The following is a 26,701-nucleotide window of genomic DNA, read 5'->3' as shown; positions in this document are numbered from 1 at the left end:
CTGATTTCCTGGCCGCACTAGGCGACATGGCAACGGATGCGTCAAGTTGCGTGGATATCCGGGCGCGTCCGCTGGTCAGGCGGACAGGCGCGCAATGGCGCTCCCGTCATCCAACACCGGGGCTTCCGGATAGGCTGCGGACCGCTCGTCCTTCAGTGGCACGTGCTCCTGGAGGATAACGCGATTGCGACCCTGCGCCTTGGCCGCGTAGAGACCGGCATCGGCCAGCGCCATCCAGGCATCCAGGCTACGTACCGGGGCTTCCGTCACAACGAGACCGCAGGACAGCGTAAGCCGGAAGCGATGATGATCGGAGCGGATGTCCTCGGTCGAGACCGCCAGGCGCACCGCCTCGAGGATGCTGCAGGCAGAGGCGCCGTTCTGGCGGGGGAGACAAATGCCGAACTCCTCGCCGCCCAGTCGACCGAAGAGCGCTTCCTGCGGCAGGAACCGGGAGGCGCGTTCGGCGAACTGCACGAGCGCATCATCGCCGCCCTTGTGGCCATAGGTGTCGTTGATCCGTTTGAAGTGATCAAGATCGAGGACCGCAATCGCCGTGCCGGGCTGTGCGGCCAGCCTTGTCGCCTGTTGCAGGAACATGCGGCGATTGGTGAGCCCGGTGAGGTGGTCGCGCTCGGCCAGTTGTCGCTGGACTTCGCCGCTGCGCTCAAGCTTCAGCACCATAGCCATGAGGAAGGCGAGGAGATTGAAGACGAGAAGCAACATGCTGGTGTAGGTCAGCCATTCGGAGATCGGGGTCGTTCCCTCGAACCGGATGGGATAGAGGATGGGGAACGGCGCAATCGCCAGGCTCGCCAGCGCATAAGCCGCGTAGACCGCCGCCGCCAGGCGACCTGATGGCAGAGCTTCGCCCGGCTTGCCGCGCCAGAGATCCAGCGCGCCAAGGGCCAGGTTGGCGGCTGATCCCAAATAGACGAGGGAAACACGCACCGGTGTGGGATCCTCCAGCATCTCGGCAAGGACCATGCCGATGCAGACAATGATCGCGATGCCGAACGCCTGCCAATATCTGTAGGGCTGTCCGAAGAATTCCTTGAAACCGAGGCGGATCAGGCCGGTCCGCGCGACATAGATGACGCCGCCGATATAGGCCATGATGTTGTAGGGAACGTGTTCCGTGAGGCTCGAACAAATCGTGCCGACCACCATGAACCAGGCCGCCAGGGCCCAGAAGGTGATCTCCTTCTGGTGTGGATTGCGCACCCACGCGATGGTGGCGACCACCAACACAGCGAGGTTGATTACCGCATTGTAGGTGAGGACAGTCACCACGTCTAACATCGGATCAGCACACTTTCGAAAACGGATGCTGACACTAAATCATGATATCTCGATATTAATGATTAACCGGCCGAGGTGAGAGTTTGCGGGCGCGGACAGGGGTAAGCCGCAATGGAACGCACCTGCCGGGACATCGACCTGACGCGCCTCAGCCGACCCTACTGGCGGCATCGGCGAAGAAATCGGCCTTTGCCAGGCGCCGGGCGATCAGGATGCCGATGAGCAGGGCCGCAACGAAGATCGCCGCCGAGGCGTGACCGAGACCAAGCGCCGGGATCGACGCGCCCGGACAGAAGCCGGCGATGCCCCAACCGATGCCGAAGACGGCGGAACCGCCGATCAGCTTCGCGTCGATGGTGCTCACCTTGGGCAGACGGAAGGTCGCATCGAAAAGCGGCTCCTGCCGCCTGCGGAAGAGGAGCGCATAGCCGGGAGCTGCAACCGAGAGTGCGCCGGCCATGACAAAGGCGAGGCTGGGGTCGAAGGTACCAGCGAGGTCGAAGAAGTTGAGGACCTTGGCGGGGTTTGCCATGCCCGACAGAACGATGCCGGTCCCGAAAAGGGCACCGATGAAGAAGACGACGAGGAACCGCATCAGATCGCGACCCCGAAGACGTGACGGATGAGAAACACCGTGAGGATGGCGAAGGCCATGAAGGTGGCGGTGGCGGCCATCGAGCGGCGCGAGAGGCGCGCCATGCCGCAGATGCCATGGCCCGAGGTGCAGCCGGAGCCGAAGGTGACGCCGATGCCGGCGATAAGGCCGCCGATGACCAGGGCGGTGGTGGAGACCGGTACCGAATATTCGACTTCATAGCCGCCGACCGACAGCGCAAGCGGCGCCAGGATCGCGCCAGCGAGGAAAGCAAGTTTCCAGGACCAGTCGGCACCGAGCGGTGGCAGAATGCCGCCGATGATCGCGGTCATGCCGGCGATCCGGCCCCAGGTCAGCATCAGAAGCAGCGCCGAGAGGCCGATCAGAAGGCCACCGGCAAAAGACATCAAGGGGGTGAATTCGGTCAAGTCCATCTCCAGCATCGCCCGTCGGGTCACGGGCTCGCCTTACATATAAGCATGCATATGTGACGCTGAACGGCTCGGCAACTCACATCGACGACGGCGGAGCGCTACCTCAAGCGTCACCTCAGAAGGCGATCGCCGCGTCGAGGTCACTGATGGGCTTCACGCCGGAAAGAAGCGCCCTCGCCTCCTCCGCATCCTTGCGGATTTGGGCAACCAGCGGATCGAGGCCGTCGAACTTCCATTCGCCACGCAGAAAGCCAAAGAGCGAGACGGAGCCGATTTCGCCATAGAGGTCGCCGGAGAAGTCGAAGATGAAGGTTTCGAGCCAGGGATCGCCGTTGCTGGTGACCGTCGGGCGATAGCCAAAGCTTGCAACACCATCGCGGATGATGCCGTCGGGGCGGCGGAAGCGGACGGCATAGATGCCGGGGCGCAAGGTCGCCTCCGGCGGCAGATGCATATTTGCGGTTGGGAAGCCCAGCGTGCGGCCGAGCTGCTGGCCTTTCATGACCTCCGCCTCGACCGTGTAGCGATAGCCGAGCAGACCGGCGGCCTGCGCCACATCCCCTTCAGCGATCAGGCCACGAATGCGGCTCGATGAAATGACGTCGGCGCCTTCATCACGGAAAGCATCGACGAGGCTGACGCCAAAGCCGTGGCGGCTGCCGGCCTGCATCAGGAAGGCCGGGCCGCCTTCCCGGCCCTTGCCGAAATGGAAGTCGAAGCCGGTGACGACCTCCTTCGCATCCAGCCAGTCGCGCAGAATGGTGACGACAAAGTCCTCGGCCGAGCGCTGCGAGAATTCCCGGTCGAAGGGATATTCGATGACCGAGTGAAAACCCATGGCCTGAAGGATGCGGGCGCGCAAGGATGGCGGGGTGAGCCGGAAGACCGGCTTGTCCGGATTGAAGACGGTTCGCGGATGGGGCTCGAAGGTCAGGACCAGCGCGGGAACGCCGAGCGCCTCGGCGCGCTCCAAGGCACGGTTCAATACCGCCTGATGACCGCGATGCACCCCGTCGAAATTGCCGATGGCAACGACGCCGCCGCGTAGCGCTGCGGGCAGCGGTTCCTTCTTTTCGTTGCGGTGAAAGATGGTCATCTCAGCATGCGCCTCATGCCAGCCTGTGCATCCAGTATTGCGGTGCGACTTTTTCGCGATCGAGGAAGAGCTTGAGCCTTGCCTCGTCCGTCACATTGTTGGTCGCGTAGTCGCCCGCATGGATGCCGCCGGAGATGTAGAGAAGGTCGAGGCCGGCATCGACGGCGCCCTTGACGTCAGTCGGCATACCGTCGCCGATGGCCAGCACGCGGGACTTGTCGAACTCGCCGCGGGCTTCGCGGGCGGCGGCGAGCGTTGCCTCGTAGATTGGCGTGTGCGGCTTGCCGGCAATGCGGGTCTCGCCACCGAGTGCGGTGTAGAAGGCGGCAACAGCGCCGGCGCAGGGGATGATGCGATGGCCGCGCTCGACAACCAGATCCGGGTTTGCGCAGATGAGCGGTACCTTGCGGGCGACGAAATCCGTCAGCATGTCGCGATAGTCTTCCGGCTTTTCGACCTCGTCATCGAAGAAGCCGGTGCAGACGACGCAATCGGCTTCATCCTTCGAGACCACTTCGACATCGAGACCGTCGAAGAGCGGCAGGTCGCGTTCGGGGCCGAGCAGGAAGACCTTCTTGGGGCCGGCAGCAATCAGGGTGCGGGTCACGTCGCCCGAGGTGACGATGCGGTCATAGGCCGTGTCTGGAACGCCGATGGCGCGCAGCTGCGGGATGACGCCGATGGCAGGCCTGGGCGAGTTGGTGATCAGCACCACCGTCAGGCCCTTTTCGCGGGCTGCCGTCAGCGCTTCGCCAGCGAGCGGGAAGGCATCGATACCGTTGTGCAGCACACCCCATACATCGCAGAGAATGACGTCATACGCGTCGGTCACGTCGGCAAGGGTGGAAATGCTGCGGGTCATCGTCTGTCCTGACTCTCAAGGTAAGACGGGTGACATGGCAAAGGACGGGCGGCAAGGCAAGGGGCAAGCGTCGCGGAGATCGAAATTGCAACGGCCGCTCGCACCGGTTCAGAGCAGGAAACGGGCAGCGAGGCCCAACGCCCCTGCGGCGAGAAGCGTCTTGCCGATGCCGAGGTGGAAGCGGAAGATCAGCACGGCAGACACCACCGCGATGACCAAAGCCTGCCAGTCCAGGCTCGTCCAGACGGGCTGCGGCACCGACAGCGTGAGCGGACCGAGGGGTGCGAGTGCGACCGGTTCGACCTGTGTGAAGATCACATGCAGGGAGAACCACACCGCAAGGTTCAGGATGACGCCGACCACGGCGGCGGTGATGGCGGAGAGTGCCGCGCCGAGGAGGCGGTTGCCGCGCAGCCGCTCGATATAGGGGGCGCCTGCGAAGATCCAGATGAAGCTCGGGATGAAGGTGGCCCAGGCGGCGATGACGCCACCGAGGAGGCCGCCGAGCAGCGGATCGAGCGCCCCGCTCTGCCGGAAGCCGGCGAGGAAGCCGACATAGGAGAGGACGAGGACCAGCGGTCCGGGCGTCGTCTCGGCGAGCGCCAGGCCATCGAGCATTTCGCCGGGTTTCAGCCAGGCATAGTGATCGACCGCGACCTGGGCGACATAGGCGAGCACGGCATAGGCGCCGCCAAAGGTGACCAGAGCCATCCTGGAGAAGAAGCTCTGGACTTCAGGAAGTGCGGTTTCGGGCAGCAGAAGCCAGAGAAGCGGCAAGGGCGCGAGCCAGACGGCAATCCAGAACAGAAGCGTTGCGATCTGGCTCAGCAGGGGCGGACGGGCACGAAGCTCGTGCGAGATCTCCGCCGCCGCAGACGGCGCGCCGCGCGCATGGAAAAGGCCGATCAGGGCTGCGGCAAGCACGACGAGCGGGAACGGCACCGAGAGGAGGAAAAGAGCGAGAAAGGCGGCGGCAGCCAGCCAGCGGTGGAAACCGCTTTTCAGCGCCCGCTTGCCGATGCGGATCACGGCTTCGACGACGATCGCCAGAACGGCCGCCTTCAGGCCGAAGAACAGGCCGGCGACAAGGCTCGTGTCCTGGTACAGCGCATAGAGTGTCGAAAGTCCGAGGATAACCGCAAGGCCGGGCAGCACGAAGAGAAGGCCTGCGACTATCCCGCCGCGCACGCCATGCAGCAGCCAGCCGATATAGGTGGCCAGCTGCTGCGCTTCCGGTCCTGGCAGCAGCATGCAGTAATTCAGGGCATGGAGATAACGGGCCTCATCGATCCAGCGCTTTTCGTCGACGCAGATCTTGTGCATCAAAGCGATCTGCGCGGCCGGGCCGCCAAAGGAGAGGACGCCGATCCGGGCAAAGGCGGATACGAGTTCTGAAAATGTCGGAGATGCAGGGCGATCGATCGGAACCTGGGTGTCGTGAATGTCGGTGGACTTCGCCGGCATGCACACTCCTTTTTCCCACACGTCCTTTTTTCACGCGCGCGCTTGACTCATCGGAGGGCTGTTCTTATCTCAGCCTCGCTGGCACTCCCCGAGGGAGAGTGCTAACAAATTCCGATGTGGTCCCATCCGGGATCGCGAATGTCATTTGATCGAGGGATTAGACAATGGCAAGCACCAATTTCCGTCCTCTGCACGATCGCGTTGTCGTCAAGCGCGTCGAGTCCGAAGAAAAGACCAAGGGCGGCATCATCATTCCCGACACCGCCAAGGAAAAGCCGGCTGAAGGCGAAGTCATCGCTGTTGGCCCGGGCGCCCGCGACGAAAGCGGCAAGCAGGTTGCCCTCGACGTGAAGGTCGGCGACCGCGTCCTGTTCGGCAAGTGGTCTGGCACCGAGGTCAAGCTCGACGGCGTTGACCTGCTGATCATGAAGGAAGCCGACATCATGGGCATCATCGGCTGATTTCAGCCGGATACCCGACTTCCTTTTTAACCAATTCACCAATGGGCTAGACGCCCGGGAGTTTTGAACATGGCTGCTAAAGAAATCAAGTTTGGCCGCACCGCGCGCGAAAAGATGCTGCATGGCGTCGACATCCTCGCTGACGCCGTGAAGGTTACCCTCGGCCCGAAGGGTCGTAACGTCATCATCGACAAGTCCTTCGGCGCTCCGCGCATCACCAAGGACGGTGTATCGGTCGCCAAGGAAATCGAACTGGAAGACAAGTTCGAAAACATGGGCGCCCAGATGGTCCGCGAAGTCGCTTCGAAGACCAACGACATCGCCGGTGACGGCACCACCACCGCAACCGTTCTTGCCCAGGCCATCGTTCGCGAAGGCGCCAAGGCCGTTGCTGCCGGCATGAACCCGATGGACCTGAAGCGCGGTATCGACCTCGCCGTTTCGGAAGTCGTCAAGGATCTCCAGGCCAAGGCGAAGAAGATCTCCACCTCGGCTGAAGTTGCCCAGGTCGGCACGATCTCGGCAAACGGCGACACGCAGGTCGGTAACGACATCGCTGAAGCCATGCAGAAGGTTGGCAACGAAGGTGTCATCACCGTCGAAGAAGCCAAGACCGCTGAAACCGAACTCGAAGTCGTTGAAGGCATGCAGTTCGACCGCGGCTACCTGTCGCCCTACTTCGTGACGAACCCGGAAAAGATGGTCGCTGACCTCGAAGACGCGTTCATCCTGCTGCACGAGAAGAAGCTCTCGAACCTCCAGGCCATGCTGCCGGTTCTCGAAGCCGTCGTTCAGACCGGCAAGCCGCTCGTCATCATCGCTGAAGACGTCGAAGGCGAAGCCCTTGCTACGCTCGTCGTCAACAAGCTGCGTGGCGGCCTGAAGATCGCTGCCGTCAAGGCTCCGGGCTTCGGCGATCGCCGCAAGGCCATGCTGGAAGACATCGCCATCCTCTCGGGCGGCACTGTCATCTCGGAAGACCTCGGCATCAAGCTCGAGTCGGTTACCCTCGACATGCTCGGCCGCGCCAAGAAGGTCTCGATCACCAAGGAAAACACCACCATCGTTGATGGCGCCGGTGCAAAGTCCGACATCGAAGGCCGCGTTGCCCAGATCAAGGCCCAGATCGAAGAAACCACCTCCGACTACGACCGCGAGAAGCTCCAGGAGCGTCTGGCCAAGCTCGCCGGTGGCGTTGCCGTCATCCGCGTCGGCGGCTCGACCGAAATCGAAGTCAAGGAGCGCAAGGACCGCATCGACGACGCTCTGAACGCGACCCGCGCGGCCGTTCAGGAAGGCATCGTACCGGGCGGTGGTACCGCTCTGCTGCGTTCTTCCACGAAGATCACCGTGAAGGGCGTCAACGACGACCAGGAAGCCGGCATCAACATCGTTCGCCGCGCTCTCCAGGCTCTGGTTCGCCAGATCGCCACCAACGCTGGTGACGAAGCTTCGATCATCGTCGGCAAGATCCTCGACAAGAACGAAGAAAACTACGGCTACAACGCCCAGACCGGCGAATTCGGCGACATGATCGCCATGGGTATCGTCGATCCGGTCAAGGTCGTTCGCACCGCCCTGCAGAACGCAGCTTCGGTTGCTTCGCTGCTCATCACCACCGAAGCCATGATCGCCGAGCTCCCGAAGAAGGAAGCTGCTGGCGGCATGCCGGGCGGCATGGGCGGCATGGGCGGCATGGACATGATGTAAGACCTCGGGTCTTACCATCAGGTCCATCAAAGCCGCCCGTCACTTTAAGTGGTTCAGCGCGTCAAGCGCGCTGAACGGGTGGAATGGACATGATGTAAGACCTTCGGGTCCGACATCTGAGCCATCCGGTTCAGTCTTTGAGAAGGGCGGCCCTCGGGTCGCCCTTTTTCGTATGCGAGTGGAGGTGGCGCGGGATGTCCGCGAGTAAATCCTAAAATGATCATGCAACCATTCGTCGCAGGTGTTGACAGTATCTGTGCGAATGAGAATAGCTACCGAGCCGGCTGATTTCTTGTCGAAGCAAACAAAACTCCCGGAATTGCGGAATATCTTTATTTTAGTTTTTTCTAATTTTATTGACGATACCGTCGTCCTTTATGGGTTGATTGTAGGTCAGAGCGAATGTGAGGCGTTTTCATCTACATAGTTTCATGGTATCTAGCCGGTTAATTTGCAGGGTAAAATGCGCTGCAGGTGAACGGGTGTTGGCCTCCCTCTCGAGGTAGGCTCTTTGATGTGAGCTTTTGTTCACATGGCGTCCGAAGGATTTCCCGGATGGACCGGGCGCAGGTGGGGGCTCCTGCGGATCGAAGGCGTGCGGCTTATCGGAGCGGCACGTCCCGACTTTATAAGAGACCGGCGTCGGCCGGAGGGGAGCTTGGAGGTTGTGCCTGGCGGGGCATGGCATCCTGCATGTTGGGCCTGTGGGCTCGAATCTGGGGACTACCTTGTTCAAAATTGCAAATGCAGATCTCGCAACAAGCTTTGCGGCGGGCGACACAGAGGGCGACCGGTTCTTCGGTCAAGGCGCGTGCCGGTTCGGCCTGTCGGAAGACTGGACAGGAGACCTGACAAATGGGCTCCTGACGCTGGGGAACCGTGCCCGCCACCTTCATGGTCTGGACAACCATGAATGCGGCCTTCTGACAGTCATGCGCTGCTACGATCCCGCCGATCGTGGCCATATCCTGAGGCTGTTCGAGCAGGCGGCAACCGAACCGTCGCGCTTCTGTTATTCGACGACCATCGTCTCTGCCAGCAATCAGCGCCAGCCGGTGTTCTGCATCGGCGAATCTACCGGTTTCGAGGGCAGTCGCGGCAAGATGGTTGGGCTTTTCATATTTCCCCGTTTCCAGCTTCCGACCGCAGCCACTGTCACTCCCACCTGAGCGGATGGCATGGCGAAGCAGAGTGCTCGTTTCATTTTTGTGAACGAACAGTCAAATGTCGTCAACCTATCCGCAAAGGGAAAAAACGGGCATCTAGGCTTCACATTCTGGAGCCCACAGGGGTGAGGTTTCAGTTGCAACCCAATGGAGCCTGCAATGTCTTCCGCCAACAATGCCCTTCTCGTTCTCGTCCGTGTTCTCCTCTCCTTTATGTTCATCATGTCGGGCTACGGCAAGCTCGCCGATCCGGCTGGCACTGCCGGCATGATCACTGGTGCCGGCCTGCCCGCCGCCGATCTCCTGGCCTATGCTGCCGGCCTTTATGAGCTGGTTGCCGGTCTCTTCATCCTCGTCGGCTTCCAGACCAAGGCAACCGCCTGGACCGTCGCTCTCTTCTGCGTCTTCACCGGTTTCGTCTTCCACACCGGCACCGTTGCCATCGAAGGCTGGCCGGAAGGCGCACTCGGCTGGATCAACACGCTGAATCAGATCATGGTCATGAAGAACCTGACGCTGGCCGGCGGTTACATCGCGCTTGCCATCGTCGGTGCCGGCGCCTACTCGATCGACGCCCGTCGCGGTTCGGCCTCTGCCGTCACCGCCTGATCCCTGCCCCACAAGGCAAAAGGAAACCCGCCGGAGCAATCCGGCGGGTTTTTTCGTATCTGTGATTTCCACTTAAGACTGTCGCGCCAGCCAGACCGTTGCACCGCCGCATGCCGGATCTTCGACCACATGCTTGAGCACGGTGAACCCGTTCTCGGCCAGCAGGGAGCGGTACTCATCAGGATCGAGGCTCGCGTGATACATCGGCTCGCCCTCGAACTCGCCGAGGGCCACGCCGGCTGCGGGCCCCGATGTGAACATCAGCGTAGCGCCGCTTGCGGCATGTGATGCGAAGCGCGGGAACATCGCCCGCTGCGCCTCGGGCGTCAGATGGAAGAAGCTGTGCCAGGCGATGATCGCATCAAATGTCCGCCCCAGCGCCAGATCCCGCATATCGCCGACATGAAAATCATGTGCCGGGAACCGTTCGCGGCAGAGGCGGATCAGAGGTACGGAGACGTCGAGCCCGGTGACGACGAAGCCCCGATCGATCAGGTCCGCCGCGATGGGTTCGCCGGAGCCACATCCAATGTCGAGCACATGGGCACCGGGAGACAACGGCGCGAGAAGGAGGTCCAGCCAGGGACGCTCAAAACCGTTCTTGCCGCGCCCGCGATCAAAGGCTTCCGCGTGACGCGCATACAAGCCGGGAATGGCATCCGCGTGTGACATGGGGCCCTCAGAGGACGCTGCGCACAGCCTCGACGATCCGACCGATCATGGGATTGCCGTCATGCTCCGGCTTCCGCGCCCGCACAAGGCAGGCCTCCGAGCGCAGGATCACGCCATCCGACAGCACCTTCAGGTGGTTGGCGCGGAGCGTCGAGCCGGTCGAAGTGATATCGACGATGATGTCGGCCTGGCCTGCAGCGGGTGCGCCTTCCGTGGCGCCCAGGCTCTCGACGATGCGATAGAGCTGGATGCCGTGTTGGCGGGAAAAATGCTGCTGGGTTAGGCGCCAGTATTTGGTGGCGATCGCGAGGCGTCGGCCATGGCGGGTGCGGAATTCAGCGGCGACATCGCCGAGGTCGGCCATGGTGTCGACGTCGTACCAGATTTCAGGCACGGCGACGACGACATCGGCATGGCCGAAGCCGAGGCGAACCGCGATCTCAACGCGGGCGTCTGCTTCCGCCAGGCCCTCGCGGATCAGGTCCTCGCCGGTGACGCCGAAATCGACCGTGCCATTGCCGATCTCCCGCGAAATCTCGGAGGCCGAGAGATAGGCGATCTCGACATCGTCGAAACCTTCGACGCGGCCGCGATAGGAGCGGTCGTTGCCGACGGCGACGATCTTCATGCCAGCCTTCTCGAAGATGGCGGAGGCATCGTCCTTCATGCGGCCCTTGGAGGGCAGACCGATGGTGATTGTCATCAGGCAGTCCTCTCAGTTTCTATGCGGTCGAGCCAGAGCGAAAAACCGACGGCCGGGATATGCGTCTCTGCACCAAGCAGGGTGAGCAGCCGGTCGAAGCGACCGCCACCGGCGAGCACTGCGGGTTTGCCCTCAACGGCCACTTCGAAGACGAGGCCGGTGTAATAATCCAGCGGGCGACCGAAGGCGGCGCGGTAGGTGATGCGGGTGAGATCGGTTCCGATGTTCGCAAGTGCTGCCACGCGCTCATCGAAGCGGCCGAGTGCGGCCCCGAGCTTCAGGCCGGCGGCATCGGCAAAGCCGGCAAGGGCTGCCGACGCATCGCCAAGCGGCAGCTCGAGCGAGAGGAATTCGCGGAGCAGAAGGAGGGCCGCGCCATCGAGGCGGGTCTCGGAGAGTTCCAGCTTTTCTTTCAGGCGGCGGGCGATCTCGGCAGGGGTGCGGCTCGCATTGGTGAGATAGCCGGTTTGCTGCATGGTCGCATCGATATGGGCGATCAGGACCTCCTGGTCACCCTTTGCCAGAAGGTCCGAAACCTCCGGCGCCAGACCCGGCACCGGCGTCGGGGTGGCGAGCGTGCGCAGGAGCTGGTCGATCTGGACCGGGTTGCCGAAGGCCTGGATCAGGCGCTTTTGCCAGCCGGCGGGCAGGCCGAGCGCCTTGACGACGGCTTCGAACACCGCCTGATCACCGAGGGTCACGCCAAGCGGCTTGGTGGGCAGCAGGCGGGTGAGGATGGCGACGCTGTCGGCAATCGCACGGGCGTCAGCTGCGGCGGTGGCGATGTCACCGAGATCCTCAATGCCGGCCTGGTAGAACTCCTGCGGGCCTTCGCGGCGCTGGCGGAAGACTTCACCGAGATAGGCATAGCGCTTCGGCGTGCCAGTCGCAGTTTCGATATGGCGCAGGCAAACGGGAATGGTGAATTCCGGTCTGAGGCAGAGGCTTTCGCCGCGCTCGTTCTCAGTCAGGAAGATGCGGCGGCGCAGGTCTTCACCCGCCATGTCGAGGAAGGGGGCGGCCGGCTGGATCACGGGTGTATCGACGCGGGTGGTGCCGCGTGATGTGAATTCCTGCAGGATGGTGCCGGCGAAATCCGGCATGTCGGTCAGGGGCATGTGATTGAACCTGCAATTGGGAAGGAAGTCCCCCTCTGGGCTGCCGCCCATCTCCCCCACAAGGGGGGAGAAGATTTGGGGCGAGCGCCGGCCCTACCCACCAGGCTCGCAGATGAGGCAACCCCGGGCGCAAGCGGCATGCGCCGGCCGGCTCCCTCCCCCTTGTGGGGAGGGTTGGGGAGGGGCAAAGCCACGAACTCAGACATCAAACACCCTTTGCCCGACGGCGATCTTCCGCCTGGGCGGCGAGGATTTCCTTGACCTTGGCGACGAGGTCCGCCTCGGCCACGACTTCCTGGGCGACGCGGGCCTCACGCCATTCGGCATTGTCGGTGATCTCGCCGGAGAGGCGCTTGCCCTCGATCAGGTCCTTGATCTGGACGACGCCTTGCGCGCGCTCGTCGCCGCCCTGGATGATGGCGATCGGGGCGCCACGGCGGTCGGCATATTTCAGCTGGTTGCCGAACTTCTTCCAGTTGCCCTGATACATTTCCGCGCGAATGCCTTCGGCGCGAAGCTGTTGCGTGAAGCGCTGGTAGCGGCCCATGCTCTCGACATCGCCATCCATGACCGTGACGAGGACGGGGCCGAGTACGTCGTCCTGGCCGAGCTTGCCGAGGTTCTTCAGCGCCGTCATCAGGCGCGAGACGCCGATCGAGAAGCCGGTGGCCGGGACCGGCTGGCCCATGAAGCGCGAGACGAGGCCATCATAACGCCCGCCGCCGCCGACTGAGCCGAAGACGACCTTTTCGCCCTTTTCGTTGGTGACGTCGAAGGTGAGTTCGGCTTCGTAGACGGGGCCGGTGTAGTATTCGAGACCGCGGACGACGGAGGGGTCGATCTTGACCTTGGCACCGAGATAGCCAGCAGCGTGGAATAGGCTGCTCATGGTCGAAAGCTCCTGAAGACCAGCCAACCCGGTTTCACTCCGCGCGAGCAGCGTGCTTTCCAAATCCTGGAAGAAAGTAGGGGATCCACCGCTCTGTGCTGCCTCTACGAACTTCAAAATCTCGGCGATCTGATCGTTGTTCAGCCCCGCACCTTTAGTAAAGTCGCCGGACTCATCCTTGCGGCCTTCGCCGAGCAGAAGCTTCACACCTTCAGGTCCAAACTTGTCGAGCTTATCGATGGCGCGCAGGACGCCCAGACGCCGTCCCGCATTCTCCTCGCCGCCGAGGCCGATGGCCTCCATGACGCCGTCCAGAACCTTGCGGTTGTTGACCCGGATGACATAGTCGCCGCGCTTGATGCCGAGGGCTTCCAGCGTGTCGGCCATCATCATGCACATTTCGGCATCGGACTGGACGCCCGGCGCGCCGACGGTGTCGGCGTCGAACTGCATGAACTGGCGGAAGCGGCCCGGGCCGGGCTTTTCGTTGCGGAAGACGTAGCCTGCGCGATAGGTGCGGAACGGCAGCTGAATTTCCTGGAAGTTCTCCGCAACATGACGGGCCATCGGCGCCGTCAGGTCGTAGCGCAGCGACATCCACTGCTCGTCATCGTCCTGCAGCGAAAAGACGCCTTCGTTCGGGCGGTCCGAGTCGGGCAGGAATTTGCCGAGCGCATCGGTATATTCGAAGAGCGGGGTCTCGATCGGGTCGAAGCCGTAGCGCTCATAGACCTCGCGGATGGTCTCCATCATCTGGTTGGCAGCACGGATGTCGGCAGCCTCGCGATCGACGAAGCCGCGCGGCAGGCGGGCCTTCAGCTTCTGGGGCTTCTTGTTCTTATCGCTCATGATGACAACCGGAATTTTCGTTTCAAAAAGGTGCCGGTGTCTTAGAGGATCAAGGATTTGGCGGCAAGGGCGAAGGCGGGCGGCGCGGAGGGCGGATGCTGGAAAATGGGTGTGTTTGGTGGTAAGTTTACACCCGAAACAAAGGTTGGACCGATGAACAAGCGCGTTGCCATCCAAATTCCGGATGACCTGTATCGGGTTATTTCCCGGTACGGAGACCTACATGGGCTAGATCCGGATGACTACGCGACGATGGCACTGCAGCGGCATCTGGAAGACCTCCAGGATATCGCCGCTGCAGAAGCGGCGATGAAGAGCATTCAGAGCGGTGAAGACCGCGTCGTGAGTTCGAAAGAATTCTGGCATGGTCTGGACGATTGAGTATCGCCAGCCAGTTCGGAAATCACTGGAAAAACTTGACCCTGATACTCGCAAGCGTATCCGGAAATTCCTAGAAGAGCGCGTGGCCGGGCTCGATGATCCCAGACAAATCGCAGATCGCCTGCAGGGCTCCAAACTGGGTCAGTTCTGGCGTTACCGGGTTGGCGACTATCGCATCATCTGCGATTCCAGGACGGCAAACTCATCGTGCTCGTGTTCGAGATCGGCCATCGCAGCTCCGTCTATCGGTAAGACATGATCCTCGAAGCCCTGAATTATGCCGCGACCTGGCCGCTGACCTCGGCTGGCCATCGCCCCTTCATCCGCTCCTCGGTCAATCTCTGGGCGCGGGCAAATCGCTGCCGTGCCGCCTGGGCCGAGCATGAGCGACAGACGAAGGCGGCCATTCTAGAGGCTGCGGAGGGATGTCGGCAGAAGCGGACGGCGGTGGTACTAGGCTCAGGGCTGCTGCGCGATGTGCCGGTTGCCGAGCTATCGCGGCTGTTCGATACGGTGGTGCTGGTCGATCTCGTGCATCTGGCCAGCGTCCGGACTTGGCTGAAGGTCAAGGGTCTCAAGAATGTACGGCTGATCGAGCGGGATCTTTCGGGGATTGATGCCCTGCTTGCTGGCGAGGTTTTGGAGCCGCTGTCGTTTCTCCGGCAGGTGCCCTATCTCGATTTGGTGGTTTCGGCCAATCTGCTCTCACAGATCGGCATCGGCGTCGCCAGGCGGCTCGGTGGGCAGCCGGCGGAAGACGACAGGATGCGCCAAGTGGTTTCGGCGCATGTCGAGGGGCTGGCTGACCTGCCGGCGAGGACCTGCCTTGTCACCGATGTCAGCTATACGGTCATCGACCGAAACGGTGTTGAGCACGAAACCCACGACCTCCTGCATGGCGTCAATCTCGGCACATCTTCGGTTCACTGGGATTGGCCGGTGATCCCATTTGGTGAAGAGAGCCGGGACTATCGGATCGTACATCACGTTGTCGCGCGCTGAGCGTCATTCTTGCTTCCGGGTGCCTTGCTTTCGGCGGAATGGCGGCCCATCTTCAAGCCATGACATCGCTCGTCCGCCTCCTGCTGCTCGTCGCGGCCCTTGCTTACGGCGCCATGCCCATGACCGGCATGTCGGCCATGGCAAAGCCCGTGGCGCCTGCGATGGATGGTGGTAGCGGGATGAGGCACAACCCTGCCCCGGTTCCAGATGTGATGGCCGATGTTGATTGTCCGCATTCGAGCTCACCAACGACCGTTGCCGACACTGATCCCGGCTCCGACCAACCTATGAAGCCCGTAAAGATGACCGGGCATTGCGCGGCCTGCCTTACGCTTCCTGCAGAGGCGGTCTTTGCCGATAGCGGCACACCGGCGCGGGCCGCCGAGGCTTCCGCCCGTCTGCCAAGGTTCGTGTCGCAATTGACGGCACCTGCGACGCCCCCTCCCCGCGCCTGATCCGATGAAATTTCGTGGCCCGCGGCCGCGACTATCCGACATCGATCAGCACAGGAGATTTCAATGCTGAAGACCATCTTTATTGCGGCATCGCTTGCGACCGCACTTATCACCACATCCGCCTTCGCCCAGGACAACACCCATCAGGGACACGACATGTCCTCAATGGGCGAAATGATGGGCGACAGCCCGTCGTCTAAGGCCTTTGCCGAGGCTAATGCCCGGATGCACAAGGACATGGCCGTGCCGCTCACCGGCAATGCCGATGTCGATTTCGTCCAGGGGATGATCCCGCATCATCAGGGCGCGATCGACATGGCAAAGATCGTGCTCGAACACGGCAAGGATCCGGAAATCCGCAAACTGGCGGAAGAGGTGATCAAGGCCCAGGAGGGTGAAATCGCCATGATGAAGGCGTGGCTGGCCAAGAACGGGCAGTAAGCTCGGCAAGATCTGAAATGGTGATGGCGCCTTCGGGCGCCATTGCTTTGCCGCGGAGAGGGATTAGTCTCGGCCCCCTGACTTAAGAGGAGGCGTCATGTCAAACCGCCCTGTCTCCGTGATCGGCTTCGATGCCGACGACACGCTCTGGCAGAACGAGCAGTATTACAAGCTGACGGAAAGCCATTTCCGCAGCCTGCTCTCCGAGTTTGCTGAGGGCGAGCACGTGTCCGAGCGCTTGCTGGAGGCCGAGAAGCGCAACCTCGCCCATTATGGTTTCGGCATCAAAGGCTTTACCCTCTCGATGATCGAGACGGCGCTCGATATTACCGAGGGGCGAGCCCCATCCTCCGTGATCAGCGAAATCCTTTCGATCGGTCGCGACCTCCTGAGCCACCCGGTCGAATGCCTGCCGCATGCCCGCGATGCGCTGGAGGCGCTGGCGGGCAGGTATTTCCTCGTGCTGATCACCAAGGGCGACCTCTTCGACCAGGAGCGCAAACTGGCGCAATCAGGCCTCGGCGACTATTTCGACGCAGTCGAGATCGTCTCGGACAAGACGGCCACCACCTATCGGCGGATTTTTGGCAAACATGGCGAGGGACCGGAGCGGTCGATGATGATCGGCAATTCGCTGAAATCCGATGTGGTGCCGGCGATCGCCGCCGGGGCATGGGGGGTCTTCGTGCCGCATGAACTCACCTGGGTGCTGGAGCATGTCGAAAAGCCCGCGGAGGCGCCGCGATTCCGCGAGATCCCGGATCTCGGGCATGTGCCTGAGCTTGTCGCCAACCTTCAGCATTGAGGCCCCATGCGCTCCTTCGACGAAATCTATGCGCTCGCGGTTGCCCGCAAGGGTGAGGTCGGTGTGCTCGAGAGCCTGCAGCATCCGAAGCCGCAGACAGAGATTGCAGCCATGGCGGATGATCGGTTTCTGGCGCTGATGACCAAATGCATCTTCCAGTCCGGCTTCAACTGGAAGGTCGTGGAGGCGATGTGGCCGGGCTTCGAGGCGGCCTTCGGGGGCTTCGAGATCGGGCATTGCGCGATGCTGCATGATGAGGATTTTGGTCGTCTCGTTTCCGATACGCGCATCGTGCGGCATGGGCCGAAGATAAAGGCGGTGCAGGAGAATGCCGTGTTTCTCTCCGAGATCGCGCGTGAACATGGTTCGGCGGCCGCCTTCTTCGCCGGCTGGCCGACGGACAATTTCATCGGCCTCCTCGACGTTCTGCAGAAGAAGGGTTCGCGGCTCGGCGGCAACACGGGCCAATACTTCCTGCGCTTTGCCGGGATCGACAGCTTCATCCTCTCGCAAAGCGTGGTGAACCGGCTGATCGCAGAGGGCGTCGTCGACAAGGCGCCGACATCGGCGAAAGACAAGGCGGCGGTGCAGGCGGCCTTCAACACGTGGCGGGCGCAATCCGGACGGTCGCTGACCGAGATCAGCCGCATCCTCGCCGTCAGCATCGACTGACGGTCACGGGCGTATGAGCCGGGTGCGCAGCTCTTCCGTCGGCGCACGGCAGCAGCAGCCTTCGATGTGGTCGTTGACGAGGCCCATGGCCTGCATGAAGGCATAGACCGTGGTCGGGCCGACGAAGGTCCAGCCGCGCTTCTTCAGGTCCTTCGACAGACGGATCGAGGTGGGCGATGTCGGGTTGGCCTTGAGCGTAGCATAGTCCATGCGCGGCGGGCGCTCGGAAGCGTCGGGTTCGTAACTCCAGAAGTAGCGAGAGAGCGAACCGAACTCGATCTCCAGATCCACCGCCCGGCGGGCGTTGTTGATGGTCGAGACGATCTTGCCGCGATGGCGGATGATGCCGGCATCGGCGAGGCATCGGGCTATGTCTTCGTCACCAAAGCGGGCGACCTGATGGAAGTCGAAGCCGGCAAAGGCTGCGCGGAAGTTTTCGCGCTTTCTCAGGATCGTCAGCCAGGAGAGGCCGGACTGGAAACCTTCGAGGCAGATTTTCTCGAAGAGCCTGGCATCGTCTGTGACGGGGCGGCCCCATTCCTCGTCATGATAGCGCCGGTAGTCCTCAAGACCGCCATGCCAGAAGCAGCGGTCGAGACCGTCCTCTCCCCGGATCAAGCCTTCTGCCACATGCTCCATAAGATTCTCCCGCGCGATTTCAGCTCGTTTACCATTTGTTCACGATTTTTCCAAACTGCTCGCTAACCCTGACAGAAGGTTTACAAGCGAGATCGCATTTTCATGAATGCGTCTTTACCAATTCGCGGGCGGCACTCTGGCACGATCCAACTGAACCGGGCGGGCTTTGCGCCCGCCGCTGTCTTCGGTCCCAAGTTGCGAGTTGTCCGATGTTGAAGAAATCCGTCCTGCTGGCCGTGATCGCCAGCCTGCCCTTCGCCTTTTCCGCCACGGCCAATGACCGTTACCAGACCCGACCGCCGGTCATGGTGAGCCCCGACCTGCAAGCGGCCTGGGTTCTGCAACTCGGCGGCGTGCCAGTGCAGACGCGGGGCTATGCCACACGGCCTACCGTCAATGCCGGACGGCAGATGGTGCCGGTCTATCGCCAGCAGGTCATGCAGGCGCAGCCGGCCCGTCAGCGTCCGCTTGTGCAACAGCGTCGTGTGCTCTTCGGACAGCAGCCGACCGTTCAACCGGTTGCAATGCGGCCGAACAAGCCCGTGCGCACGCAGATCGAGCCGCAGTTCCTGCCCCAGATGGTCGCATACCAGACAACCGAAAAGCCGGGCACCATCGTCATCGATACCCGCGAGCGCTTCCTCTATCTCGTGATGGCCGACGGCATGGCCAAGCGTTACGGCGTCGGCGTCGGAAAACCGGGCTTCGAATGGGCCGGCACGCACAAGGTGACCGCCAAGCGCGAATGGCCGACATGGAACCCGCCGAAAGAGATGATCGCCCGCGAGGCGGCCAAGGGTCACTATCTTCCGGCCAGCATGGAAGGCGGGCCGGAAAATCCGCTCGGCGCCCGGGCTCTCTATCTCGGCTCGACCCTTTACCGCATCCACGGCACCAATGCGCCATGGTCGATCGGCAGCGGCGTCTCCTCCGGCTGCATCCGCATGCGCAACGAGGATGTAACCGACCTCTACGAGCGGGTTAAGGTCGGCACCAAGGTCATTGTGATCTAAAGCACTCCCGACATCACAAGCCTTGCAGAGGGCCTTGCATTAGAAAAGGAAGCGGATAGGCTCCAACCCCAGTATTTCCAGGGGACGAACCATGCTTGATTCCATCACGACCCGCGTTGCCGCGACCTTGATCGCGGCAACCTTCCTGCTTCCCATGCCGGCGAGCGCCATCAGCCTCAATCCAGTCCAGACGACCAGTGACGTCACGCTGGTGGCGCAACAAAAGACCGTTGCCGAAAAGTTCAAGCGCAAGGTCGTCCGGCTGACGACCGACGAGAAGCCCGGCACGATCATCATCGATACCAACAACAAGTTCCTCTATTTCGTCGAAGGCAACAACCGCGCGACCCGTTACGGGGTGGGCGTCGGCCGCGACGGTTTTGGCTGGTCCGGTATCGTGAAGATCGGCCGCAAGTCGGAATGGCCGGAATGGCGCCCGCCGGCAGAAATGCGCCGCCGCGAAGCCGCCAAGGGCCATATCCTGCCGGTCGTGCAGGAAGGCGGCCCGGACAATCCGCTCGGCGCCCGCGCCATGTATCTCTACAAGGGCGGCCGCGACACGATCTTTCGCATCCACGGCACCAACCAGCCCTGGACGATCGGTCTCAACATGTCGTCCGGCTGCATCCGCATGATGAACAAGGATGTGGAACACCTCTACGATCGCGCCGAAATCGGTGCCAAGGTGATCGTGGTGGGCCCCGGCAACAAGCAGGGCGATGTCTCCTTCGACGACAAGGGCATCGACATCCTGCGCACGATCTTCGGCGGCTGAAAGCAACCGACCGTCAGACCATTGCCTCGGCCGCGCCAAAAGCGCGGCCGTTTCCTTGTCATCGTCCTGTCGTCTCGGCGAGGCAGTCTTCGGCAGACGGCGTGGCTGAGAAACCCCGCCGGTATCCACCGCGGGGACTTCTTGATGACATTGCGTGCACTTTCGCTGGCGGTTGCCGGCGTCGTTCTTTCTGCCTTCGCATCTGCCGCACAGGCTGAAATGGCCATTTCTGTCTATAGCGGCTTTCAGACGGCGCCCCACAGTGACATTGATGTTTCCGATGGCGCCGATTTCCGCGCCGGCTGGGAAGGCAGATCCTTCCAGAGCCCGCCCTATTACGGGGTGCGCGGCACCTGGTGGATGGATGGACTGGGCAAGCCGAATGTCGGCCTTGCGGTCGATTTCAGCCATGCCAAGGTTTATGCCGATGATGAAACGCTCGCGTCGTCCGGCTGGTCGCATTTCGAATTTTCCGACGGCTTGAACCTTCTCACGCTGAATGCGCTCTATCGCATGCCCATCGAAGGCACCAAGTTCGTGCCTTACGTCGGCGCGGGTGCGGGCGTGAACATCCCGCATGTCGAGGTGACGCGTGGTTCGGGCAGGACTTTCGAATATCAGCTCGGCGGTGCCACGCTGCAGGCTCAGGCGGGTGTCGCCTATGAATTCACGCGCAACTGGTCTGCGTTCCTTGAATACAAGGGCAACTATTCCTGGGTCGACGTCGACATCGATTCCGGGGCAACGCTGAAGACCAAGATCCTCACCAATGCGGTCAATCTCGGCGTGAGCTACAAGTTCTGAGCAGACGGAGGGGCTGAGACATTACCCCTTGATCGCACAGAAAATCGGCGTCTCGTGATCGAAGAGAATGTCACCCTCCACGCGGCTGCCCGGCGCGAGTTGCTGGACAGCAAGACGATAACGGCCCTTGTAGCTGGAGGCGCTGTCGGTCTGGCGGGTGGTCAGGATCGACATCGTGATGCGGTAGACGGGCGATTTCGGGGGCGAGAAGGCCTGCATGCTGAAACGGAGGTCGTGCTTGTCGGTCCAGTACTGGCGTAGCATGTCGGAGTTCAGATCGAGACGGCGGAATTCCATCGGGACAGCTGCGTCCCGGACCCCGGCAATGCCGCGAAAATGGATGAGTTGCTGCTCGTCCTTCTTGCTGAAGCCCGTCTCCAGGGAAACACTGACCGCCGCATCGGACGCGGCGCAATAAACGCGTTCGGCAGCTATGGTCGGCATTGCCCAAGAACACAGGACGAGCAAGGCGAGCGGCAGGTGTTTTTTCCCATGGTCGGCGCCCGAATGAACCATCCTGGCACAGGTATAACAGCTTTTGCTTAACAAAGCATTCCGCCGGTCTGCCCTCAAACCGAAGTTTGGCGATCGAGGGATTTGGGACGCGGACCGCCATAGGCCCAGTTGAGAAGCTCGACCGTATGCACAACTGGGATGCCGGTGGCAGAGCCGATCTGGGTCATGCAACCGATGTTACCGGCGGCGATGATGTCGGGCTTCGTGGACACGATGTTCTTGACCTTGCGCGCCTTGAGCCGAGCTGAAATCTCGGGCTGCATGATGTTGTAGGTGCCGGCGGAGCCGCAGCAGAGATGGCCTTCCGGCGGATCCTTGACCGCGAAGCCTGCCGACTTCAGGAGCAGTTTCGGTGCCATCACCACCTTCTGCCCGTGCTGCAGGGAGCAAGCGGAATGATAGGCGACGGTCAGCCCCTTGCTCTCGGAGATCGGCAGATCGAGGGTGGAGAGATATTCGGTGACGTCCTTTGCAAGTGCAGAGACCTTGGCCGCTTTTTCTGCATAGGCCGGATCGAGACGCAGCATGTGGCCGTAGTCCTTGATCGTCGTGCCGCAGCCCGAGGTCGTGACGATGATCGCGTCGAGGCCGCCCTCTTCGATGGCACGGGTCCAGACATCGACATTGCGGCGGGCGCTGTCGAGCGCCTGCTCCTCGCGGCCCATATGGTGGACGAGCGCGCCGCAGCAGCCCTCGCCCTGGGGTACGACCACCTCAACACCGAGGCGGGTGAGAAGCGAGATCGCCGCTTCGTTGATGCCGGGATCAAGGACAGGCTGGGCGCAACCGGTCAGGATGGCGACGCGGCCCCGGCGGGCAACTGACGCAGCATGGGTGGCGGGTTTTGCGAAGTCCGACGCTGGCGGGACCTTGGAAGGGGCGAGCCTGAGCATGGCAGCCATCGGCTTCAGAGCCGTCACTTGGTCGAAAAGGCCGGCAAAGGGCCGCCCCAGAGCCGCGAGCTTCAAGGCCAGCCGGAAGCGGCCGGGATAGGGCAGAACCATGGCCAGCATGTTGCGGGTCAGCCTGTTCATCAGCGGACGGCGATAGGTCTTTTCGATATGGGTGCGGGCATGGTCGACCAAGTGCATATAGTCGACACCGGAGGGACAGGTCGTCGTGCAGGCGAGGCAGGAGAGACAGCGGTCGATATGGGTAACGATCTGCTCATCCGCCGGGCGGCCGTTTTCCAGCATGTCCTTGATCAGGTAGATGCGGCCGCGCGGGCTGTCGAGCTCGTTGCTCAGCGTCACATAGGTGGGACAGGTGGCGGTGCAGAAGCCGCAATGCACGCATTTGCGCAAGATGCTCTCGGCTTCCGCGACATGGGGATCGGCGAGCTGCTCAGCGGTGAAATTGGTCTGCATGCGAGCTACCCCTGGGGTTCAAATCTGAACGAAATCGAGTAGCGCACGAGGCTCAAGCCTGGGACGGCCCGCGCGGCCGCGATCGTGCGGCGGTCGAACTCATGCGCGACGACGATGCCGCGTACTTCGGATAGTTCGTCCTCATCCATAAGATCACCCATGTAACCTAGAACCTGCCCGACCACGCGTGCATCGGTCTTACCGGCTTTAAGTTCGACGACGACGGTACGAGCAGCCTTGTCGCGACACAATATGTCGATGAAGCCTAAGTTCACGGCTCGCTCAGCGCCGTCATCAATAATCTCCAGATCCGGCTCAAGCAGCCGGATCTCCCGCCTTAACGCGGCCTGCATGTCCCGCTCGAGGGAGAGCCTTTGCTTCTCCGCTAGGGGCTCCCCCGGCTCTTCCATCTCAGGTTCCGGATTCGGGACAGGTGCCACAGCAGCCCCATCCCAATCGCTCGCCAGGAACTTCCGATAACGAACTACTGCATTTTTATAGGATTGCAGGTTGTTCCGAATATTGCCCTCGAAAATAATTTTCGACGGATTGGGTCGCCCAGTTCGCTCATCTGCGACCGAATAGGTCAACTCCGAGATCAACTGCTCATACCGACCATCGGCAAAGATGTTATCAAGGCTGCCATAGGCGCTTTCGACTTTCGATACGCGGTGCAACTGCGCCGTTATGGTGTTGTCGGAGTATTCCTGAGCGATGAGCCACTGCCGATAGTCTGTCCGCATATCAGATCCACCAGCTGGTGGGACGGGCGATCGGTTCGCCGGCCGAGGCCTTCTGCAGGCCGATGACGCAGCGGACGACGATCCAGATGGCGACGCCGAAGATCAGGATGACACCGACAAAGGCCAGCATCAGGATGCTGGCGATCAGCGCGTAGAGCAGACCAATCCAGAAGGTCCGGATGGCATAGGTGTAATGCGTATCGACCCAGGCCGGCCCCTTGCCGCGGTTCACATAGGCCATGATCAGCCCGATGATGCCGGTGATGCCGACCACGAAGCTGACGAGATAGAGGGCATAGACCACCTGAACATTGAGGCGGCCGGGAGAGAACCAACCCTCCCCACCAGAGGTCGCAGGCGGCTGGAAATTGGGATCAGTCATGACAAACTCCTTCACATCATCAGGCCGGGATTGAAGATCCCGTGTGGGTCGAGTTTTGCCCTGACTCGGGCGGAAAGCAAAGCGACGGCGGGCGATTGCGGTTCGAAAGCCGTGACTTCGGCGCGGACCAGCGGTGCGGCCCTGACAAGCGTCGCATGGCCGCCGCCGAGCGTGCGGATGCCATGGCGCAAGACATCGGCTTCCGCATCAGCCTCCATGCGCATCCAGACGAGACCGCCCTGCCAGTCGTAATAGGCATCGATGCCGGCGCGCAGTCGCAAGCCGGCGACGAGCTTCCAGGCTTCCGATGGCGCCATGGACACACGCCACAGCGGACGCGCCGTGCCGTCGGCATAGGACAGGACGTCACGGATTTCGCGCCACAGCGTTTTCGAATCCGCATCATCAAGGCGGCTGACCGAGCCGAAGCCTGCCATGGCCGCCGCCAGCTTTTCGGCGCGCACGGCTACGGAGGCCTCCAGGCCTTCGAGGCGCATGACGGTGGCTGCCCCATCTGCAAGCTTTCCGGAGATGAAGCGGCCGCGCACGCTTTCCGGCAGATGGGCCGCCCCGGAGACTTCGACGGAGAGCGACATGGCGGCGGCGAGCGCCTGCATCGCCTGCTCGTCCTCAAGACCAGAGAGAACAAGGGTGGCCGAGGTCTTCGCCACCGGCAAGACCTTAAAGGTGACTTCGGTGAGGAAGCCGAGCGTGCCGTGGGACCCGGCGAGCAGCTTGACGAGGTCGAGGCCGGTGACGTTCTTCATCACCTTGCCGCCAGCCTTCACCACATCGCCTGCGCCATTGACGAAGCGAACTCCGAGCAGATGGTCGCGAGCAGCCCCTGCCGTGAAGCGGCGCGGACCGGAGCTGTTCACGGCGAAGAGGCCGCCGATGGTGGGCGCGCCTATCGTGCCCATGGCGCCACGATGGTCGACGGGTTCGAAGGCCATGCCCTGCCCGTTTTCGGCCAGTGCCGCCTCGATCTCGGCAACGGGGGTGCCCGCACGGGCGGTGATGACCATTTCGGCGGGGTTGTATTCGACAATGCCGGTGAGGGACGAGGAGGAGAGCGTGGAGTCGGCGCTCACGGCGTTGCCGAAGCCCGCCCGGGTGCCGCCGCCGCGGATGTGCAGCGGGGTTTTCTTCGCGGCATGCTCGCGGATGAGCTCCGCGGCTTCTGCTTCGGTCGAGGGGGTCAGCATGCTTGGCATCATCCCCTCCCCTCCAGCGGAAAGACCTTGGAGGGATTGAGGATCCAGCCCTCGTCAAAGGCGGAGCGCACGGCCATCTGCTGGGCGAGGTCGATGTCGGAGAACTGGTGGCGCATCAGGTCGCGTTTCTCGATGCCGACGCCATGCTCGCCGGTGAGACAGCCGCCGGCATCGACGCAAAGCTTGAGGATTTCCATGCCGGCGGCTTCCGCCCTCGCCGCGTCTTCAGGGTCGTTGATGTTGTAGAGGATCAGCGGGTGCATGTTGCCGTCGCCTGCATGGAAGACATTGGCGATGCGCAACCCGTAGCGGTCGGTGATCTCGGAGGTCTTGCGCAGCACGTAGGCGAGCTGGCTGAGCGGCACGGTGCCATCCATGCAGATATAGTCGGCGATGCGACCGGTGGCGCCGAAGGCGGATTTGCGGCCTTTCCAGATGAGGGCGGCCTCCGTCGCTGTCTGGCTTTCGCGCACCGTCTTTACGCCATGGCGTTTGGCGATCTCGACGATTGCGGCCAGCATGGCGTCCATCTCGGCTTCAGAGCCCTCGACCTCGACGATCAGCAGCGCCTCGACATCGAGCGGATAGCCGGCCTTGGCGAATGCCTCGCAGATCTCGATGGCCGGCTTGTCCATGAATTCGATGGCAACGGGGATGATGCCGGCGCCGATGACATCGGCGACGCAGGAGCCGGCGGCTTCTGCGCTGTCGAAGCCGAAAAGCACGGGGCGCGCGCCTTCCGGCTTGGCCAGCAGGCGGACGGTGGCTTCGGTGACCACGCCGAGCTGCCCCTCCGAGCCGCAGACGAGACCGAGCAGGTCATAACCCTCGGCGTCCAGATGCTTGCCGCCCAGTTCGATCACCGTGCCGTCCACCAGCACCATCTTGACCCCAAGGAGATTGTTGGTGGTCACGCCGTATTTCAAACAATGGGCGCCGCCGGAATTCATGGCGATGTTTCCGCCGATGGTGCAGGCGAGCTGCGAGCTCGGATCTGGCGCGTAGAAATAGCCGTCGGCGCCGACGGCGTCGGAGATGGCGAGGTTGGTGACACCTGCCTGGACCGTTGCGCAGCGGTTGGCGTAATCGGTGTCGAGGATGCGGGTCATGGCGGAGAGGCCGAGAACGATGGCGTCCTCCTGCGGGATCGCACCGCCCGACAGAGAAGTGCCGGCACCGCGCGGGACGACGGGAATGCCGTAGCGGTGGCAGTATTTCATCACGGCAGCGACCTGCGCTGTGGTCTCCGGCAGAACGACGGCAAGCGGGCGGCGGCGATAGGCGATGAAGCCATCGGTTTCGAAAGGCACCAGCGCGGTTTCCTCGGCCACGAGACGGCCGGCGGGCACGAGTTCCTTCAGGTCGGCCAGGATCTCGGCGCGACGCGACAGGACCTGCGCTCTCGGCGGCAAAAAGGCGATGGCCTCACTCATGATGGTCTCCTCCCGACATGCACCGATCCTAGCGACAGGAGGCCTTTCGCTCAACTGGTCCAATTTTCTTACCACTAGGACTTTCGCAGGGCAAATGCTATGCACTTATGACCAAATCGGAAACAGTGG

The 26,701-nt window shown here is 62.2% G+C and carries 30 protein-coding genes and 1 pseudogene; 14 read left to right on the top strand and 17 right to left on the bottom strand.

What is annotated here, in order from left to right:
- Positions 1-75: 75 nt before the first annotated feature.
- The 6 genes from ACT53S_RS04055 to chrA all read right to left on the bottom strand — a co-directional run bounded on the left by ACT53S_RS04055 (position 76) and on the right by chrA (position 5,753).
- Entirely contained in the window at positions 76-1,293 is a 1,218-nt protein-coding gene (locus ACT53S_RS04055) for a GGDEF domain-containing protein (protein WP_476066005.1), read from the bottom strand.
- Between the two features lie 157 nt (positions 1,294-1,450).
- Entirely contained in the window at positions 1,451-1,897 is a 447-nt protein-coding gene (locus ACT53S_RS04050) for a DUF6691 family protein (protein ID WP_476066004.1), read from the bottom strand.
- Positions 1,897-2,331, bottom strand: a complete 435-nt coding sequence (locus ACT53S_RS04045) for a YeeE/YedE family protein (RefSeq protein ID WP_476066631.1) — start codon at positions 2,329-2,331, stop codon at positions 1,897-1,899. The genes ACT53S_RS04050 and ACT53S_RS04045 overlap by 1 nt, the downstream gene beginning before the upstream one ends.
- Before the next feature lie 115 nt (positions 2,332-2,446).
- On the bottom strand, positions 2,447-3,427 hold the full coding sequence (locus tag ACT53S_RS04040) for a bifunctional riboflavin kinase/FAD synthetase (RefSeq protein WP_476066003.1): 981 nt from the start codon (positions 3,425-3,427) through the stop codon (positions 2,447-2,449).
- A 13-nt stretch (positions 3,428-3,440) separates the two neighbouring features.
- Entirely contained in the window at positions 3,441-4,289 is an 849-nt protein-coding gene (locus ACT53S_RS04035) for a TIGR01459 family HAD-type hydrolase (protein WP_476066002.1), read from the bottom strand.
- Between the two features lie 108 nt (positions 4,290-4,397).
- Entirely contained in the window at positions 4,398-5,753 is a 1,356-nt protein-coding gene (chrA, locus tag ACT53S_RS04030; RefSeq protein WP_476066001.1) for a chromate efflux transporter, read from the bottom strand.
- A gap of 164 nt (positions 5,754-5,917) precedes the next feature.
- Between chrA and groES the strand changes: the two genes are divergently transcribed.
- The 4 genes from groES to ACT53S_RS04010 all read left to right on the top strand — a co-directional run bounded on the left by groES (position 5,918) and on the right by ACT53S_RS04010 (position 9,699).
- Positions 5,918-6,214, top strand: a complete 297-nt coding sequence (gene groES, locus ACT53S_RS04025) for a co-chaperone GroES (RefSeq protein ID WP_062276043.1) — start codon at positions 5,918-5,920, stop codon at positions 6,212-6,214.
- Positions 6,215-6,283: 69 nt separating this feature from the next.
- Entirely contained in the window at positions 6,284-7,924 is a 1,641-nt protein-coding gene (groL, locus tag ACT53S_RS04020) for a chaperonin GroEL (RefSeq protein WP_476066000.1), read from the top strand.
- A 728-nt stretch (positions 7,925-8,652) separates the two neighbouring features.
- Positions 8,653-9,093 carry a hypothetical protein gene (locus ACT53S_RS04015; RefSeq protein WP_113376007.1) on the top strand — a complete coding sequence of 147 codons (441 nt, stop codon included), beginning with the start codon at positions 8,653-8,655 and terminating at the stop codon, positions 9,091-9,093.
- Between the two features lie 156 nt (positions 9,094-9,249).
- Positions 9,250-9,699, top strand: a complete 450-nt coding sequence (locus tag ACT53S_RS04010; protein ID WP_476065999.1) for a DoxX family protein — start codon at positions 9,250-9,252, stop codon at positions 9,697-9,699.
- Between the two features lie 72 nt (positions 9,700-9,771).
- Here the strand turns inward: ACT53S_RS04010 and ACT53S_RS04005 are convergent, their stop codons facing one another.
- The 4 genes from ACT53S_RS04005 to hisS form a co-directional block, all read right to left on the bottom strand.
- The gene (locus tag ACT53S_RS04005) at positions 9,772-10,371 is read right to left on the bottom strand and encodes a class I SAM-dependent DNA methyltransferase (protein ID WP_476065998.1); all 600 of its coding nucleotides are present in this window, start codon (positions 10,369-10,371) and stop codon (positions 9,772-9,774) included.
- Positions 10,372-10,378: 7 nt separating this feature from the next.
- A complete protein-coding gene (gene hisG, locus ACT53S_RS04000) occupies positions 10,379-11,074 on the bottom strand; it encodes an ATP phosphoribosyltransferase (RefSeq protein WP_476065997.1) in 696 nt (231 codons plus the stop codon).
- Complete coding sequence (locus tag ACT53S_RS03995) at positions 11,074-12,192, bottom strand: ATP phosphoribosyltransferase regulatory subunit (RefSeq protein ID WP_476065996.1); 1,119 nt, start codon at positions 12,190-12,192, stop codon at positions 11,074-11,076. The genes hisG and ACT53S_RS03995 overlap by 1 nt, the downstream gene beginning before the upstream one ends.
- 205 nt (positions 12,193-12,397) lie before the next feature.
- The gene (gene hisS, locus ACT53S_RS03990; RefSeq protein ID WP_476065995.1) at positions 12,398-13,930 is read right to left on the bottom strand and encodes a histidine--tRNA ligase; all 1,533 of its coding nucleotides are present in this window, start codon (positions 13,928-13,930) and stop codon (positions 12,398-12,400) included.
- Positions 13,931-13,987: 57 nt separating this feature from the next.
- On the opposite strand from hisS, the gene ACT53S_RS03985 reads away from it, so the two are divergent.
- The 7 genes and pseudogenes from ACT53S_RS03985 (at position 13,988) to ACT53S_RS03955 (ending at position 17,686) form a co-directional block, all read left to right on the top strand.
- The gene (locus tag ACT53S_RS03985) at positions 13,988-14,311 is read left to right on the top strand and encodes a type II toxin-antitoxin system RelB family antitoxin (RefSeq protein WP_476066664.1); all 324 of its coding nucleotides are present in this window, start codon (positions 13,988-13,990) and stop codon (positions 14,309-14,311) included.
- Positions 14,295-14,563, top strand: a pseudogene (locus ACT53S_RS03980) (type II toxin-antitoxin system RelE family toxin). Before ACT53S_RS03985 ends, ACT53S_RS03980 begins: the two are co-directional and overlap by 17 nt.
- A gap of 3 nt (positions 14,564-14,566) precedes the next feature.
- Positions 14,567-15,313 carry a hypothetical protein gene (locus tag ACT53S_RS03975; RefSeq protein ID WP_476065994.1) on the top strand — a complete coding sequence of 249 codons (747 nt, stop codon included), beginning with the start codon at positions 14,567-14,569 and terminating at the stop codon, positions 15,311-15,313.
- A gap of 59 nt (positions 15,314-15,372) precedes the next feature.
- Positions 15,373-15,768, top strand: a complete 396-nt coding sequence (locus ACT53S_RS03970; protein WP_476065993.1) for a hypothetical protein — start codon at positions 15,373-15,375, stop codon at positions 15,766-15,768.
- A 63-nt stretch (positions 15,769-15,831) separates the two neighbouring features.
- Positions 15,832-16,209, top strand: a complete 378-nt coding sequence (gene copM, locus ACT53S_RS03965) for a CopM family metallochaperone (RefSeq protein ID WP_476065992.1) — start codon at positions 15,832-15,834, stop codon at positions 16,207-16,209.
- 97 nt (positions 16,210-16,306) lie between these two features.
- Complete coding sequence (locus ACT53S_RS03960) at positions 16,307-17,014, top strand: HAD family hydrolase (protein WP_476065991.1); 708 nt, start codon at positions 16,307-16,309, stop codon at positions 17,012-17,014.
- A gap of 6 nt (positions 17,015-17,020) precedes the next feature.
- A complete protein-coding gene (locus ACT53S_RS03955) occupies positions 17,021-17,686 on the top strand; it encodes a DNA-3-methyladenine glycosylase I (protein ID WP_476065990.1) in 666 nt (221 codons plus the stop codon).
- A 3-nt stretch (positions 17,687-17,689) separates the two neighbouring features.
- On the opposite strand, the gene ACT53S_RS03950 is transcribed toward ACT53S_RS03955, so the two are convergent.
- Positions 17,690-18,325, bottom strand: a complete 636-nt coding sequence (locus ACT53S_RS03950) for a DNA-3-methyladenine glycosylase I (RefSeq protein WP_476065989.1) — start codon at positions 18,323-18,325, stop codon at positions 17,690-17,692.
- A gap of 209 nt (positions 18,326-18,534) precedes the next feature.
- On the opposite strand from ACT53S_RS03950, the gene ACT53S_RS03945 reads away from it, so the two are divergent.
- The 3 genes from ACT53S_RS03945 to ACT53S_RS03935 all read left to right on the top strand — a co-directional run bounded on the left by ACT53S_RS03945 (position 18,535) and on the right by ACT53S_RS03935 (position 20,917).
- Positions 18,535-19,338, top strand: coding sequence for a L,D-transpeptidase (locus ACT53S_RS03945; protein WP_113375993.1), 804 nt, complete (start codon positions 18,535-18,537; stop codon positions 19,336-19,338).
- Between the two features lie 154 nt (positions 19,339-19,492).
- Positions 19,493-20,113 carry a L,D-transpeptidase gene (locus ACT53S_RS03940; protein ID WP_476066630.1) on the top strand — a complete coding sequence of 207 codons (621 nt, stop codon included), beginning with the start codon at positions 19,493-19,495 and terminating at the stop codon, positions 20,111-20,113.
- Between the two features lie 144 nt (positions 20,114-20,257).
- A complete protein-coding gene (locus tag ACT53S_RS03935) occupies positions 20,258-20,917 on the top strand; it encodes an outer membrane beta-barrel protein (protein WP_476065988.1) in 660 nt (219 codons plus the stop codon).
- A gap of 21 nt (positions 20,918-20,938) precedes the next feature.
- Here ACT53S_RS03935 and ACT53S_RS03930 read toward each other — a convergent pair whose 3' ends face one another.
- From ACT53S_RS03930 to ACT53S_RS03905, 6 genes are all read right to left on the bottom strand, one after another.
- Positions 20,939-21,361, bottom strand: coding sequence for a hypothetical protein (locus ACT53S_RS03930; RefSeq protein ID WP_476065987.1), 423 nt, complete (start codon positions 21,359-21,361; stop codon positions 20,939-20,941).
- Between the two features lie 125 nt (positions 21,362-21,486).
- A complete protein-coding gene (gene glcF / locus ACT53S_RS03925) occupies positions 21,487-22,800 on the bottom strand; it encodes a glycolate oxidase subunit GlcF (protein WP_476065986.1) in 1,314 nt (437 codons plus the stop codon).
- A 5-nt stretch (positions 22,801-22,805) separates the two neighbouring features.
- On the bottom strand, positions 22,806-23,543 hold the full coding sequence (locus tag ACT53S_RS03920) for an endonuclease NucS domain-containing protein (RefSeq protein ID WP_476065985.1): 738 nt from the start codon (positions 23,541-23,543) through the stop codon (positions 22,806-22,808).
- Position 23,544: 1 nt separating this feature from the next.
- Positions 23,545-23,925 (bottom strand): DUF4870 family protein, encoded by a 381-nt coding sequence (locus tag ACT53S_RS03915; protein ID WP_476065984.1) that lies wholly within the window; start codon positions 23,923-23,925, stop codon positions 23,545-23,547.
- Positions 23,926-23,936: 11 nt separating this feature from the next.
- Positions 23,937-25,130 (bottom strand): glycolate oxidase subunit GlcE, encoded by a 1,194-nt coding sequence (gene glcE, locus ACT53S_RS03910; RefSeq protein ID WP_476066629.1) that lies wholly within the window; start codon positions 25,128-25,130, stop codon positions 23,937-23,939.
- Positions 25,131-25,138: 8 nt separating this feature from the next.
- Entirely contained in the window at positions 25,139-26,572 is a 1,434-nt protein-coding gene (locus ACT53S_RS03905; RefSeq protein ID WP_476065983.1) for an FAD-linked oxidase C-terminal domain-containing protein, read from the bottom strand.
- Positions 26,573-26,701: the final 129 nt, after the last annotated feature.

Source organism: Allorhizobium sp. DMC15 (genome assembly GCF_056314065.1).
Note: the sequence above shows the minus strand (reverse complement) of the source record. Positions and strands in the feature narration are given on the sequence as shown.